Origin of the sequence: Streptomyces triticagri, from assembly GCF_003429565.1 — a bacterium.
Classification (GTDB): Bacteria; Actinomycetota; Actinomycetes; order Streptomycetales; family Streptomycetaceae; genus Streptomyces; species Streptomyces triticagri.
The window spans coordinates 1-13,957 of sequence record NZ_QUAK01000087.1; the positions used below are offsets into that span (position 1 = coordinate 1).

Sequence of the window (13,957 nt, forward strand, 5' to 3'; positions counted from 1 at the left end):
GGAGCGGCCGGTGAGCCGCTCCGCCCGCCCCGTTCGCCGTACGGGTCGCGGATCACCCTCCTATTGCGGATCACCCTCCTATTCGCGTACGGCTTCCGCGATGTCGTGGGCGGTCAGGGGCTCGTCCACGGCCGGGTCCTCGGTGATGCCGTCCGAGCCGAAGCCCTGGGCGATCAGCACGTCGTCGGGGAGGACACCGCCGTCGCGCTTGCCGGTGCCGGGCTTGGTGCCCCACACATAGACCCGGTCGCCGACCTTCAGCAGCTCGTACAGCCGCTTGGCGTCGTTCGCGTACATGTTGACGCAGCCGTGCGAACCGGATTTGAAGAGGTCGGACTCGGTGCCGTGGAAGGCCTGCCCGCCGTTGAAGAACTGCGAGTGCGGCATCGGGGCGTTGTTGTAGATCGTCGAGAAGTGCCGCTCACGCTTGAGGTAGATCTTGTGCCAGCCGAGCCGGGTCTCGTAGCCGTCCTTGCCGCTGCGGATCGGCACGGGCGCGAAGACGACCTTCTTGCCCGTCTGCACCCACAGGATCTGCCGGTTGAGGTCGACGCAGGTCACCCGGTACTCGCGGACGGGACACCTGCCCTGGGCGTTGGGGTTCTTCCTGACCTCGTCGACGAGGAGCAGCCGGTAGGTCTTCAGATCGGCCTTGCCGTCGGCCGGCTCGATGCCGAGGCGCTGCTGCAGTTTGCGGATGGCGACGCAGTCCTCGGTGGTCTGGACTCCGTCCTCCTTGAGCCCGAGCTTCTTCTCGAGCTGCCACTGGTACGCACCGGAACCTGCCGTGCAGGCCTCTTCCGCGGCGCTCGGGGCACGGTCCTGCTGTGCGAGGGCGGGTGAGGCGGCCAGCAGCTGGCCGGCCAGGGCCGCGGAGCAGAGAGACAGCCCTGCGGTGGAGATACGCGACTTCACAGCGCGCACCGACCTTCCTCCCTGTCGAAGGGGGTTGGGGAGTATGACTCAGGTTCGGTTCTAAGCGCGTGCGTGCGGGTGCGCAGTGCAACTGCTCCGCATGGCCGAGCAGGGCGTCCGGCGGGGGCGGGCCGGAGCTGTTCAGGACGGGCAGGTGTCCAGCATCTCGCCGAGCTTGTTCTTCTCCTCCTGAGTGACGGTCAGCTCGTACGTCGACTTCACCGAGGTCCAGGCGCGTGCGTACAGGCACCAGTACGTCCGGGCCGGCGGCTGCCACTCGTCGGGGCCCTGGTCGCCCTTGGAGCGGTTGGAGGCGGCGGACACCGCGAGGAGTTGCGGGTGGGTCAGGTCGTTGGCGAAGGCCTTGCGCCGCTCCTGGGGCCAGTCGCGTGCTCCGGACCGCCAGGCGTTGGCGAGCGGCACCATGTGATCGATGTCGAGGTCGCCGGAGTCGGTGAACGACTTGTCGTCGTACACACTGACCCAGGTGCCGGACACGGCCCGGCACTCGTCGTTCTGCCGTACGTCCTCGCCGTCGCGCTCCAGGATCGTCTCGCGGGTGTCGCAGCGTTCGCCCTGCTCGGCCCAGTGCGGGAACTTGGCTCGGCTGTAGCCGGTCATCGAGGCCTGCTCCGCCACCCGCAGGGCGTCGAGTTGTGACCGTGCCCGCTGGGCCGAGGGCATGCCGGGCAGCGTGGTGGTGCCTTCCGCCGGGCCGCCGCCGGCGCCTTCGGCCGGAGAATCGGATGCGGACGGCTTGCCGTCGCCCGCCCCCGGTGCGGCTCCGTCCTGCCCGGCGGTGCATCCGGCCACCACCGCCAGCACGGCCGCCGCCCCCGAAATCCACTGCCAACGGACCTGCTGACGCACCATGACCTGCCGATTCCCCTCGCCCTGCGCACTGTTGCGGCCGAGGCGCACACTATCCGGCGCCGCGGAGGGGTAAACGCGCGCGGGGGTGCGGGCGGCGTCGGGCTCGTCCGGTGCGCCGGACTCGGCCCGGTGGAGGCGCAGTTGACGCCGGCCCGCCCGGCCCTCTTGATCGGCCTCGCGGCGCGTTCGATCATGGACGCGCCCCGGTGGCCGCCGGGACGGAGGGAGAGCACCGATGGCTGAGCAGGCACGTCCCGACTTCGGTCGCACGGCCGACGACTACGCCCGCCACCGCGCGGGGTTCCCGCCGGAACTGGTCACCCGGCTCGCGGAGCGGGGCGTCGCCGTGGACGGCCGGGACGTCGTCGACCTCGGCACCGGCACCGGCACCCTCGCCCGGCTCTTCGCCCTGGCGGGCGGACGCGTGACAGGCGTGGACCCGGCGGCACCCCTCTTGCAGCAGGCCGAAGCACTGGACCGCGAGGCGGGCGTGAACGTCACCCACCGGGTCGCGACGGCCGAGGACACGGGACTCGCGGGCGGCGGCTACGACGTGGTGTCGGCCGGTCAGTGCTGGCACTGGTTCGATGCGCCGCGGGCGGCCGCCGAGGTGCGCAGGCTGCTGCGCCCCGGTGGCCGTGTGGTGATCGCCCACTTCGACTGGCTGCCGCTGCCGGGCAATGCGGTGGCCGCCACCGAGGAGTTGATCACCGAGTTCAATCCGGACTGGGCGTACGGCGGCGGCACGGGCCTGTACCCGCGCTGGCTCACCGACCTCGCGGTGGCGGGCTTCGGCGGCATCGAGACCTTCTCCTTCGACCTCGACGTCCCGTACACGCCGGAGGCCTGGACCGGGCGCATCAGGGCGAGTGCGGGCGTCGGCGCGAGCCTTGCGGAGGCCGAGGTGGACCGCTTCACCGATGCGCTGGAGTCGGTGCTGCGCACCCGGTTCCCTGGGGACGTCCTCGAGATTCTGCACCGGACCTGGGCGGTCACGGCGGTACGCCGCTGAACCCCCCGTACGGTCCGACCCGCTCGCGGACCCTGGCATGATCGGGGGATGTCCGAACGCATCATCGCGGCCTGTGACGGCGCCGCGAAGAAGAATCCGGGTCCGGCCGGCTGGGGCTGGGTCGTCGCCGACGCCGCGGGCCGGCCCGAGCGCTGGGAGGCCGGGCCGCTGGGCACGGCGACCAACAACATCGCGGAGCTGACGGCTCTCGCGGAGCTGCTCGAGGCCACGGATCCCGCCGTGCCGCTCGAGGTCCGGATGGACTCCCAGTACGCCATGAACGCGGTCACGAAGTGGTTGGCCGGCTGGCGGCGCAACGGCTGGCTGACCGCGTCCAAGAAGCCGGTCGCCAACCGCGAACTGGTCATCCGCATCGACGAGTTGCTCACCGGCCGCGACGTCGAGTTCCGCTACGTACCCGCGCACCAGGTCGACGGGGATCCGCTCAACGCGATCGCGGACGCCGCGGCGAGCGACGCGGCCACCGAGCAGCGGGCCTTCGGGACCGCGCACGGCACCGCGGAGGTGCCGGGCCCGCGCCTCGACGCGATGACGGGCGGCGGTGGTTCGGGCGGTGCGGCGACCCGGCGCCGGGCGCCGCAGAAGAAGGCGGGCGCCCGCCGGGGCGGATCCGGTGTGATCAAGGCCAAGTTCGCGGGCCGTTGCTCCTGCGGACGCTCGTACGCGGCCGGGGAGCAGATTGCCAAGGGCGCCACCAGCTGGGGTCACCCGGAGTGCCGGGAGTCCTGACCGGCCGCCGGCGGGTGGGCCGCGGTCTCCCGCGGGCCCCGGTCAGTCGTTTCCCGCCCGGTCCACCGATTCCGGTGCGCCCACCTCGCCGAGCCAGCGGGCCAGTTTGCCGCGGCGGCCGACCGCGCGCAGCCGCCGTTCCGTCGCCTCGCGGGTGGCCGGTGTGGTGATCAGGAGCAGTTCGTCGCCGGTCCGCAGCACGGTGGCCGCGTCGGGGACCAGCGTCGTGCCGTCCCGGACGATCAGGGTGAGGACGGTCGGCCGCGGCAGCCTGAGCTCGAAGACGGCCACACCGGCGAGGCGTGATCCGGGTGGCACGGTGGCGGTGAGCAGATCGGCGTCGAGCACGTCGAGGGGCGCCGTCTCCACCTCGATGTCGCGCAGCTGCCCGCCGTGGGTGAGCCCGAGGCGCCGCGCGAGCGCGGCCAGGGTGGGGCCCTGGACCAGGGTGAAGACCACGACCAGTACGAAGACGATGTTCAGCAGGTCACGGGCGCCGTCCACGCCGGCCACGATGGGGAACGTGGCGAGCACGATGGGCACGGCGCCGCGCAGCCCGGCCCAGGAGATGAAGGCCTGCTCCTGCCACGGCGTACGGAACGGGATCAGGCAGAGGGCCACCGAGACGGGCCGGGCGGCGAGCAGCAGGATCAGTCCGACGCCGAGCGCGGGCAGGATGGCCGGCGGCAGTTCGCTGGGCGTGACGAGCAGCCCGAGCATCACGAAGAGCCCGATCTGGGCGAGCCATCCTGCGCCCTCGGCGAAGGAGCGGGTCGCGGCCCGGTGCGGCAGCTTGGAGTTGCCGAGCACAAGTCCGGAGAGATAGGCGGCGATGATGCCGCTCGCGCCGGCGGCGCCGCCGGCCGCGAAGGCGAGGATGCCGAAGGCGACGGTCGCGAGTGGATACAGGCCGGTGGCGGGCAGCGCGATGTGCCGGAGTGCGATGACACCGATCCACCCGATGAGCAGACCGAGCACGGCGCCCACGGACAGCTGGAAGAACACATTGCCCACGATGGCCGCCGGGCCGGGCAGATCGGCGAGCGAGGTGCTGAACACCAGGACGAGGATGATCGTCGGGGCGTCGTTGAAACCGGACTCGGCCTCCAGGAGCGCGGTGACCTTGTGCGGGAGCGGCAGCGATCTGAGCACGGCGAAGACGGCGGCGGCGTCCGTGGACGAGACGATCGCGCCGAGCAGCAGCGCGAGATGCAGGTCCATGCCGAGCAGGTAGTGGGCGCCGGCGGCCGTGACTCCGACGGAGATCGCCACCCCGGCGAGGGCGAGCACGCCGGCGGGCGCGAGGAGGCGGCGCACGTCCGCCCAGCGGGTGGTGAGACCGCCATCGACGAGAATCACGGCGAGCGCCGAGGTGCCGAGGGCCTGGGCGAGCTGGGCGTCGTCGAAGGGCAGCCCCAGGACGTCCTCGCCGATGATGACGCCGACGGCGAGGAAGAGCAGCAGGCTGGGCAGTCCGAGCCGATGGGCGGTGCGGGCGGCGGCGATGCTCGCGAGCAGCACCACGCCGGCGATGAGCAGCACCAGGTACAGCTGCTGCAGTGTCATGTCGTGGCCTCCGTCGGCTGGCGGGGCACCGGTGGGGCGTATGGCCGGTGCCCGGTGAGCAGGGTGCGGGGATCAGCCGATGTCGGGTCCTGGTCCGTGCGGTCGACGGCGCTGCGGGTCGAAGAGGTGGCCGGCGATGCCTGCGACGACGAGGCCCGTGGCCAGCAGCAGGCCGTGCCCGATGCCGATGCCGAATCCGAGGCAGCCGACCGCCACGGCAAGGACGAGCCAGGCTCGGCCCCGCCGGTACTCGCGGGGGCTGCGCGGCCGCCCGTCGGCCAGCGAACGTGCGAACTCGGGGTCCTCGCGCTCCATGCGCTTCTCGAGGTCGCCGAGACGACGGTTCTCGGACTCGGTCATGTCTCCTCCCGAAGGCCCTGTCATGTGCTCTGCCACCGTCAGGCCAGGGCGAAGTAGCGGAGCCATACGTACAGACCCGCGACGCTGACGGTGACCGCTGTGACGATCAGCCCGATACGGCTGAACTGCCAGAACGAGATGTGATGCCCCTCGCGCTCGGCGATCCCGATGACGACGACGTTCGCCGAGGAGGCGATGATCGTGGCGTTGCCGGCGAGGTCGGCGCCGAGGGCGAACGACCACCAGAGCATCTCCGCCTTCTCCATACCGCCGGCCGCCTCGACGATCTCGGTGACGATGGGGCTGACCGAGGCGACGAACGGGATGTTGTCGATGACGGCGGAGGGAATCACGGAGCCGAACACCAACGCCATGGAGGTGCCGAGCAGTTCACCCTGGGTGGCGTTGGCCGCCGCCTCGCCGATCTGGCCGATCACGCCGGTCTGCACCATCGCGCCGACCATCACGAACAGTCCGGCGAAGAACGCGAGGGTCTCCCACTCGACGTCCTTGACGACCTCGCCGGAGTCGAGGCGCGATATCGCGAGCAGGATCAGCCCGCCGCTGATCGCCACGACCGAGGGCTCCACGTGCAGGGTGGTGTGCAGGACGAAACAGGTCATGACGAGGAGCACCACGACCGAGCTCACCGCGAGCAGCCGCGGATTGGTGATCGCGTCGCGTTCGTCCATCTCCATCACGGCGTGGACCTTGTCCTCGTCCACCTGCCGGAAGGCCTTGCGGAACATGACGCGGCACATCAGACAGAAGATGACCATCAGGACGATCACGATCGGCGTCATGTGCAGCAGGAAGTCGTTGAACGACAGACCCGCACGGGAGGCGATCATGATGTTCGGCGGGTCGCCGATGAGTGTGGCGGCGCCGCCGATGTTGCAGGCCATCACCTCGGCGATGAGGTAGGGGACGACGGGCAGGCCGAGTTTGCGGCAGACGAGGATGGTGACGGGTGCGATGAGCAGCACCGTGGTGACGTTGTCCAGCCAGGCGGACAGGAAGCCGGTCGCCACGACCAGGAGCACCATCAGTCTGAAGGGTCTGCCCCGGGCCCGTTTGGCCGCCGCGATGGCGATGTACTCGAAGATGCCCGTGCGTTTCAGCACGGCCACGATCAGCATCATCCCGAGCAGCAGGAAGATGACGTTCCAGTCGATCCCGGCATGCTCGGAGTAGAAGGCGTGCTCGGGGTCGGTGGCGCCGATGACGAGCATCACCACTGCGCCGCCCAGAGCCGCCGCGACCCGGTGCACGTACTCGGTCGCGATCAGGACATAGACGGCTGCGAACACGACGACGGCCATCCAGGCGGTCAGAGTCATACCCGCCTCCCTCCTGTAGTGGGCCGCCGTCCGCAGCACTCCGCAGAAGGGACTCCTCCCGGTCCAGTTGTCCGGGTTCTACCCTCACCCGACGGGACCTGCGGGGCCATCGGGGCCGACACCCAAATGGGGCGGGGAGCGACCTGCAGAGGGGGTGGCGGATGGGTGCCGCGCCGGATGGACAGCGGCGCCGGAATCGGCGCACATTGAACGGGCGTCGTGCGCGCGGGCCATGCGGAGCACCGGCCCGCCGAGGCGCCCCCGCCTGTCCTGGACGGGCGGGGCACAGGGGACACTGAGGGCCGCCGCGATGCTGCGGTTGCGCTCCCGCTCCCGACCCCGAGGAGGCCTTGCTCCGTGTCCCTGTTCTGGCGGATCTTCCTGCTCAACGCGACGGTGCTGTTCGCCGCCGCCGGCCTGCTGCTGCTCGGCCCGGTGACCATCTCCACGCCGGTCCTGCTGACCGAGGCCCTGATCCTGGCCGGCGGGCTCGCGGCGATGCTGACGGCGAACGCCGCGCTGCTCCGAGTGGGTCTCGCTCCGCTGCAGCGGCTGACCCGGGCGATGAGCACCACGGATCTGCTGCGTCCCGGGCGGCGGCCCGTGGTGTCGGGACACGGCGAGATCGCCGGGCTCATCCAGACGTTCAACACGATGCTCGACCGCCTCGAGGCCGAACGGGCGGCGAGCAGCGGGCTCGCGCTCTCCGCCCAGGAGGCGGAGCGGCGCCGGATCGCCCAGGAGCTGCACGACGAGATCGGCCAGACGCTGACCGCGGTCCTGCTCGAGCTGAAGCGGGTCGCCGACCAGGCCCCTTCCGACCTGCGGCCACAGCTGCACCAGGTCCAGGAGACGACGCGGGCCAGCCTGGACGAGATCCGGCGCATCGCGCGGCGCCTTCGGCCCGGTGTCCTGGAGGAGCTCGGCCTGATCAGTTCGCTCAAGGCGCTGGCCAACGAGATGGCGGAGCACACCGATCTCACGGTCGAGCGCCACTTCGACTCCGATCTGCCGGCTCTGGACCACGAGACGGAGCTGGTCCTTTACCGGGTCGCGCAGGAGGGTCTGACCAATGCCGTGCGGCATTCGGAGGCCAGGCGCGCGGAGCTGACGCTGCGCACCGCGCCCGGCGGCGTCGACCTGCTCGTGGCCGACGACGGCATCGGGATCGGCGCGGCGGCCGAGGGCGCGGGGATCCGCGGCATGCGCGAGCGCGCACTCCTGGTCGGTGCCGAGCTCGTGATAGGGCCGGCTCCGGGCCGCGGTACGCGGGTACGTCTGCACGTACCCGTCAAGAACGGGGGAAGCTGACCATGGCCGAGGGATCCACGACCCGCATTCTGCTCGCGGACGACCATGCGCTGGTCCGCCGCGGGGTGCGCCTCATCCTGGACGGGGAGGACGATCTGCATGTGGTGGCCGAGGCCGGGGACGGCGCGGAGGCCATCGAGAAGGCCCGCGAGTACCAGCCCGATCTGGCCATTCTCGACATTGCGATGCCCCGGCTCACCGGACTGCAGGCGGCGCGTGAGCTGTCCCGGCTGCTGCCCGACCTGCGCATTCTGATTCTGACGATGTACGACAACGAGCAGTACTTCTTCGAGGCGCTGAAGTCCGGTGCCAGCGGCTATGTGCTGAAGTCGGTGGCCGACCGGGATCTGCTCGAGGCCTGCCGGGCCGCGATGCGGGACGAGCCGTTCATCTATCCGGGAGCGGTCGCGGCCCTGATCCGCAACTATCTGGACCGCGCGCGGCAGGGCGGTTCCATGCCGGAGAAGGCGATCACGGACCGTGAGGAGGAGATCCTCAAGCTGGTGGCCGAGGGGCACACCTCGCAGGAGATCGCCGATCTCCTGGTGATCAGCAGCAAGACCGTGGAGCGGCACCGCGCGAATCTGCTGCAGAAGCTGGGGCTTCGGGACCGCCTCGAGCTGACCCGCTATGCGATCCGGGTCGGACTCATCGAGCCGTAGTCGAACTCATCGAGCCGTAGGAGGAGTGCCGGAGCCCCCGTCGGCGGACTCCGGCGCGAAGTTCCGCACGTACCGCCGCTGCCAGGGGGTTTCGACGGCGTGCCCGTGGTAGTGCCGGCGTACGTAGGCGACGGCGTCCTCGGGTGGTACGCCGTCCAGGACGGCGAGGCAGGCGAGGGCGGTGCCGGTGCGGCCGATGCCGCCGCCGCAGGCGATCTCCACGCGCTCGGCAGGGGCGCGCCGCAGCGCTTCGGTGAGTACGGTGCGGACCTGTGCCGGATCCGCCGGCAGGCGGAAGTCCGGCCAGCGGATCCAGCGGGTCTCCCAGTCGGCTGGCGGCGGTTCCTTGCCGAGCAGCGTGACGGAGAAGGTCGGCTGCGGTCCGGTCGGCAGGGGGTGGCGCAGTCCGCGACCGCGGACCATCGCACCGGAGGGCAGCTCCATCACACCAGGCGCGTCACGGTCCCAGAGCGTAGTCATCGCGCCATCGTAGTGAGCCGCTCCCCCGTCCGGGAACGGCCCGTGCCCAGAGCCCCCTGACTCCTGCTCAGAGCCTCCCCGACTTGCGTTCGCGCAGCAGCAGCCAGGCCAGGTACACACCGCCGCCGACTCCGGACACCACCCCGACGGGGAGCAGTGCGGAGCTGGAGATGCGCTGGGTCAGCAGGTCGGCGGCGCCGACCAGGACGGCGCCCATCCAGGCCGCGGGCAGTACGTTCGGGCCGGCCGAGCGGGTCACCCGGCGGGCCAACTGCGGCGCGGCCAGGGCGATGAACGGGATCGGCCCGGCGGCCGCGACGGCCATCGCGGTGAGTCCGGTGCCGGCCGCGAGCAGCGTGACCCGGCTGCGTTCGGGGCGTACGCCGAGGGCCGCCGCCGTGTCGTCGCCCATCTCGAGCAGGGTGAGCCGGCGGGCGTTGGCCAGGATGACCGGGACGAGGACGATCAGGCCGATCGCGGCGATGGTCACATCGCTCCAGCCGCGGCCGTTGAGCGAGCCCACCATCCAGGTCGCCGCCTGTGCCGCCTTGCCGATCTCGGCGCGTACGTAGAGGAAGCTGGTCGCAGAGCCGAGTACGGCGGAGGCGCCGATGCCGACGAGCACCAGACGGTAGCCGTGCACCCCGCGCTTCCAGGCGAGCAGATAGACGGCGGCGGCGGTCAGGCAGCCGCCGACCACCGCGCCGAGCGCGGTCTGCGCGCTGCCCAGGTCGAACATGATGATGGCCACCAGCGCGCCCGCGGAGGCGCCGTTGCCGAAGCCGATGATGTCCGGGCTGCCGAGCGGGTTGCGCGACAGGGACTGGAAGACGGCACCGGACATCCCCATGGCGAATCCGACCAGGATCGCGTCGAGTGCCCGGGGAAGGCGCAGGTCGAGGACGATGAACTCGGCTCCGGGCGGCCCGCCGCCGGCCAGCGTCTCGACCACCTCGACCGGTGTCAGGGAGTACCGTCCCGTGCCGATGGCGAAGACCGTCGCCAACGCGCCGACCACGAGGAGCGCCGCGCAGACGAGGACGGCCCGGCGGTCGTACCGCATCGACCAGGTGCGGGTGCGCAGATGACTGCGGCGCACCTCCAGGCCATCGGGGGCGTGTCCGACGGGAGTCACAGCTTGGCCACCTTCCGCTGCCGCACCAGATGAATGAAGAGCAGGCCGCCGATGAAGGCCGTGACGATGCCGACCTCGATCTCGGACGGCGGCACCACGATCCGGCCCACCACGTCCGAGAACAGCAGCAGGGAGGGGGCGAAGAGCGCCGAGTACGGGAACAGCCAGCGTGGATCGGTGCCGCAGAACGGCCGTACCGCGTGCGGGATCATCAGGCCGATGAAGCCGATCGGTCCGCACACCGCGGTCGCCCCTCCGCAGAGCAGGGTGATGGCGACGATGGACAGGACGCGGGTGCGTCCGGTGTGGGCGCCGAGTGCCTTGGCGGTGTCGTCGCCGAGCGCGAGCGCACCGAGCGGTCCGGAGAGTGCGAGCGCGAGCACGGCGCCGGTGAGGAGCAACGGCAGCGCGTTGAGCAGCAGTTGGGCGTCGCGGCCGGCGAGCGAGCCGATCGACCAGTGGCGCATGGTCTCCAGTGCGCCGAGGTCGACGAGCTGCAGGCCGTTGACGTATCCGAAGAGCGCCGCGTTGACCGCCGTGCCGGCCAGGGCGAGCCGGACCGGGGTGGCCGCACGGCTGCCGCCGAGCGCATTGACCAGGGTGGCGGCCACGGCGGCGCCGGCCAGCGAGAACCAGAGGTATCCGGAGAAGGTGCCGACGCCGAACACGCTGATCGCGGTGACCACGGCGGCCGAGGCTCCCGCGTTGACCCCGAGCAGCCCCGGGTCGGCGAGCGGATTGCGGGTCAGGGTCTGCATCAGGGCGCCGGCCAGGCCGAGCGCCGCGCCCGCGGCCACCCCGATCAGCGTGCGGGGCAGCCGCAGTTCGCGCACGATCCGGTCGTTCCGGGTGCCGGAGTGGTCGACCAGGGCCGTCCAGACGTCGGAGAGCGGGATGCGCTGGGTGCCGACCGCCAGGCCGGCGGCCACCGCGACGACCAGGAGGGCGAGCCCGAGCACCAGACCGGCGATCCGTACGGACCGCCGGGTGCGGCGCTGTGGCTCCGCCTCGACCCGAGGGGGCGGTGGTGCGGTCGTGGTGGTCAACGGGATGCCTCCGGCACCGGGTGCGCCTTGTCCGTGAGCGAGTGGCGTTGCCGCAGGCACTCTTCGTACGTCGGCAGCAGACCGGCGGACTCGGCCTCGGCGAGCATCGGGGCCGCGGCGTCGCGGGGCGAGAGCACCGGGGCGATGTCGGCCGGCCAGTCGATGCCGATCTCGGGGTCGAGCGGGTGCACCCCGTGCTCGCGGCCGGGCGCGTATCCGGTGGAGCAGAGGTAGACCACGGTCGCCTCGTCGCTGAGGGCCAGGAACGCGTGCCCGATTCCCTCCGAGAGGTAGACCGCGGTGCCTTCGCGGGCGTCGAGCAGCACGGTCTCCGAACGGCCGTAGGTGGGCGATCCGGTGCGCAGGTCGACGACCGCGTCGAGCACCGAACCGGCCACGCAGGTCACGTACTTGGCCTGGCCCGGTGGCACGTCCGCGAAGTGGACGCCGCGCAGTGCGCCGCGCCGGGAGACCGAGCAGTTGGCCTGGGCGAGCTGTGCCGGATGGCCGACCGCCTGCCGGAAGGCGTCGTCGCGGAACCACTCGTGGAAGCTTCCGCGGTCGTCGTGGTGCACGGGTGGGGTGCGGACCCATGCCCCTTCGATGCTCAGCGAGTGCACGCTGCTGCTCCTTCTCGGTCGGTGGGGGACGTGGGGCTGATGGAATCGGTGAGGGTCGGCATCGCCTCGGCGAGTGCGTCGGCCCAGGAGCGCGGTGGTGCGAGGCCCACGGCCGCCCAGCGATCGTGCGACAGGACGCTGAACTCGGGTCGTACGGCGGCGCGTCGGAGTTCCGCGCTGCGCTGCGGCGAGACGAGCGCGGGATCGGCGCCGACGTGCCGGTACACGGCGCGGGCGAGCCCGTACCAGGTGGTGCGGCCGCCGGCGGTGGCGTGGAAGACACCGGGGTGCGGGGTCCCGGCGAGCTCGAGGAGCCGGCCGGCCACGTCCCTGGCCCAGGTGGGCTGGCCGTGCTGGTCGTCGACGACGCGCACCGGCTCGCCTGCGCGGGCCTTGGCGATCATCGTGCTGACGAAGTTGCGGCCGCCGCTTCCGTACAGCCAGGCGGTGCGTACGACGGTGCCGGTGTCGGGCAGTTCGTCGAGTACGGCCTGCTCGCCGGCGAGCTTGGAGCGGCCGTAGGCGGTACGGGGTGCGGTGGGGGCGCCCTCGGCGCGCGGGTCGGGGTCGTCGCCGGCGAAGACGTAGTCGGTGGAGACGTGCAGCAGGCGCGCTCCGGTGTGCGCGCAGGCGCGGGCGAGTCCGCGCACCGCGTCGCCGTTCACCCGGGTCGCCGCGTCCTCGTCGGACTCGGCGCCGTCGACGTCGGTCCAGGCCGCGCAGTTGACGACGACGTCCGGGGTGAGGGCGCGGAGGGCCGCGTGGACGGCTCGTTCGTCGGTGAGGTCGAGGTCCGGCCGGCCGAGTGCGGCGTACGACTCCCCCTCGGCGGCGAGCAGGGCGCAGAGTTCGCTGCCGAGCATGCCGGTGGCGCCGATGACCAGGTGGCGGATCACCGGGCCGTCTCCTGCCACCAGTCGCGGTGCGTGCGGTACCAGTCGACGGTCTCGGCCAGGCCGGGGGCCAGGTCGTGGTGCGGCCGGTAGCCGAGTTCGTCGCGGGCCTTGGACCAGTCGACGCTGTACCGCAGGTCGTGGCCCGGCCGGTCGGTCACGTGGTCGACGCTGTCCCAGGTGCGGCCGCAGGCCTGAAGGAGGCGCTCGGTGAGCTCGCGGTTGGTCAGTTCGGTGCCGCCGCCGATGTGGTAGATCTCGCCGGCCCGGCCCGCGTCGAGGACCAGGCGTACGGCCCGGCAGTGGTCGTCGACGTGCAGCCAGTCGCGGGAGTTCTTGCCGTCGCCGTAGAGCGGCACCCGTCCTCCGTCGAGCAGCCGGGTGGTGAACAGCGGGACGACCTTCTCGGGGTGCTGGTACGGCCCGTAGTTGTTGGAGCAGCGGGTGATGCGGACGTCCAGGCCGTGGGTGCGGTGGTAGGCGAGGGCGAGCAGGTCGGAGCCCGCCTTGGAGGCGGAGTACGGGGAGTTGGGGGCGAGCGGCTGTTCCTCGGTCCAGGAGCCGGACTCGATGGATCCGTAGACCTCGTCGGTGGAGATGTGCACGAAGCGGTCGATGCCGTGGTGCAGGGCCGATTCGAGGAGGGTCTGGGTGCCGAGGACGTTGGTGGAGACGAAGTCGGTGCCGGAGGCGATCGAGCGGTCCACGTGGGATTCGGCGGCGAAGTGCACGACCGCGTCGTGTTCGGCGAGCAGTGAGTCGACGAGCGGCCGGTCGCGGATGTCGCCGTGCACGAAGGTCAGGCGCGGGTCGTCGGCGACGGACGCCAGGTTGGCGCGGTTGCCGGCGTAGGTGAGGAGGTCGAGGACGGTGACGGTGCGGGGGTCGTCGTCCGCGAGGAGCGAGCGGACGAAGTGGGAGCCGATGAAGCCGGCTCCCCCGGTGACGAGCAGACGCATGGGGGACTCTCGGTTCGGGCTCCGGCGCGGGCGGC

Annotated in this window: 15 protein-coding genes; 4 read left to right on the plus strand and 11 right to left on the minus strand. The window is 71.7% G+C overall.

From position 1 onward, the window contains the following. Positions 1-78: 78 nt before the first annotated feature. Together DY218_RS15980 and DY218_RS15985 are read right to left on the minus strand one after the other, a co-directional pair. The gene (locus DY218_RS15980; protein WP_233521631.1) at positions 79-924 is read right to left on the minus strand and encodes a L,D-transpeptidase; all 846 of its coding nucleotides are present in this window, start codon (positions 922-924) and stop codon (positions 79-81) included. 132 nt (positions 925-1,056) lie between these two features. Next, positions 1,057-1,788: an HNH endonuclease family protein gene (locus tag DY218_RS15985; RefSeq protein ID WP_128556706.1), complete on the minus strand. Its 732-nt coding sequence runs from the start codon at positions 1,786-1,788 to the stop codon at positions 1,057-1,059. Between the two features lie 235 nt (positions 1,789-2,023). Here DY218_RS15985 and DY218_RS15990 point away from each other — a divergent pair, with 235 nt between their 5' ends. Further along, the gene (locus tag DY218_RS15990) at positions 2,024-2,800 is read left to right on the plus strand and encodes a class I SAM-dependent methyltransferase (RefSeq protein WP_128556707.1); all 777 of its coding nucleotides are present in this window, start codon (positions 2,024-2,026) and stop codon (positions 2,798-2,800) included. 48 nt (positions 2,801-2,848) lie between these two features. Next, entirely contained in the window at positions 2,849-3,550 is a 702-nt protein-coding gene (locus tag DY218_RS15995; protein ID WP_128556708.1) for a ribonuclease H family protein, read from the plus strand. Between the two features lie 42 nt (positions 3,551-3,592). On the opposite strand, the gene DY218_RS16000 is transcribed toward DY218_RS15995, so the two are convergent. From DY218_RS16000 to DY218_RS16010, 3 genes are all read right to left on the minus strand, one after another. Continuing rightward, entirely contained in the window at positions 3,593-5,116 is a 1,524-nt protein-coding gene (locus tag DY218_RS16000) for a potassium/proton antiporter (RefSeq protein ID WP_128556709.1), read from the minus strand. 72 nt (positions 5,117-5,188) lie between these two features. After that, positions 5,189-5,476, minus strand: a complete 288-nt coding sequence (locus DY218_RS16005) for a DUF3040 domain-containing protein (protein ID WP_128556710.1) — start codon at positions 5,474-5,476, stop codon at positions 5,189-5,191. Between the two features lie 38 nt (positions 5,477-5,514). Then, entirely contained in the window at positions 5,515-6,816 is a 1,302-nt protein-coding gene (locus DY218_RS16010) for an ArsB/NhaD family transporter (RefSeq protein WP_128556711.1), read from the minus strand. Positions 6,817-7,173: 357 nt separating this feature from the next. Here DY218_RS16010 and DY218_RS16015 point away from each other — a divergent pair, with 357 nt between their 5' ends. Together DY218_RS16015 and DY218_RS16020 are read left to right on the plus strand one after the other, a co-directional pair. After that, entirely contained in the window at positions 7,174-8,127 is a 954-nt protein-coding gene (locus tag DY218_RS16015) for a sensor histidine kinase (RefSeq protein ID WP_128556712.1), read from the plus strand. A 2-nt stretch (positions 8,128-8,129) separates the two neighbouring features. Next, positions 8,130-8,789, plus strand: coding sequence for a response regulator (locus DY218_RS16020; protein ID WP_128556713.1), 660 nt, complete (start codon positions 8,130-8,132; stop codon positions 8,787-8,789). A gap of 6 nt (positions 8,790-8,795) precedes the next feature. Here DY218_RS16020 and DY218_RS16025 read toward each other — a convergent pair whose 3' ends face one another. The 6 genes from DY218_RS16025 to rfbB form a co-directional block, all read right to left on the minus strand. Continuing rightward, positions 8,796-9,269 carry a protein-tyrosine phosphatase family protein gene (locus tag DY218_RS16025; protein WP_128556714.1) on the minus strand — a complete coding sequence of 158 codons (474 nt, stop codon included), beginning with the start codon at positions 9,267-9,269 and terminating at the stop codon, positions 8,796-8,798. Positions 9,270-9,336: 67 nt separating this feature from the next. Beyond that, the gene (locus DY218_RS16030) at positions 9,337-10,332 is read right to left on the minus strand and encodes a FecCD family ABC transporter permease (protein ID WP_128556796.1); all 996 of its coding nucleotides are present in this window, start codon (positions 10,330-10,332) and stop codon (positions 9,337-9,339) included. Between the two features lie 68 nt (positions 10,333-10,400). Beyond that, positions 10,401-11,450 (minus strand): FecCD family ABC transporter permease, encoded by a 1,050-nt coding sequence (locus DY218_RS16035; protein WP_407703634.1) that lies wholly within the window; start codon positions 11,448-11,450, stop codon positions 10,401-10,403. Next, positions 11,447-12,070, minus strand: a complete 624-nt coding sequence (locus tag DY218_RS16040; protein ID WP_128556715.1) for a dTDP-4-dehydrorhamnose 3,5-epimerase family protein — start codon at positions 12,068-12,070, stop codon at positions 11,447-11,449. Before DY218_RS16040 ends, DY218_RS16035 begins: the two co-directional genes overlap by 4 nt. Continuing rightward, positions 12,058-12,966 carry a dTDP-4-dehydrorhamnose reductase gene (gene rfbD, locus DY218_RS16045; RefSeq protein ID WP_128556716.1) on the minus strand — a complete coding sequence of 303 codons (909 nt, stop codon included), beginning with the start codon at positions 12,964-12,966 and terminating at the stop codon, positions 12,058-12,060. The genes DY218_RS16040 and rfbD overlap by 13 nt, the downstream gene beginning before the upstream one ends. After that, positions 12,963-13,922 carry a dTDP-glucose 4,6-dehydratase gene (gene rfbB / locus DY218_RS16050; RefSeq protein WP_128556717.1) on the minus strand — a complete coding sequence of 320 codons (960 nt, stop codon included), beginning with the start codon at positions 13,920-13,922 and terminating at the stop codon, positions 12,963-12,965. The genes rfbD and rfbB overlap by 4 nt, the downstream gene beginning before the upstream one ends. Positions 13,923-13,957 lie beyond the last annotated feature (35 nt).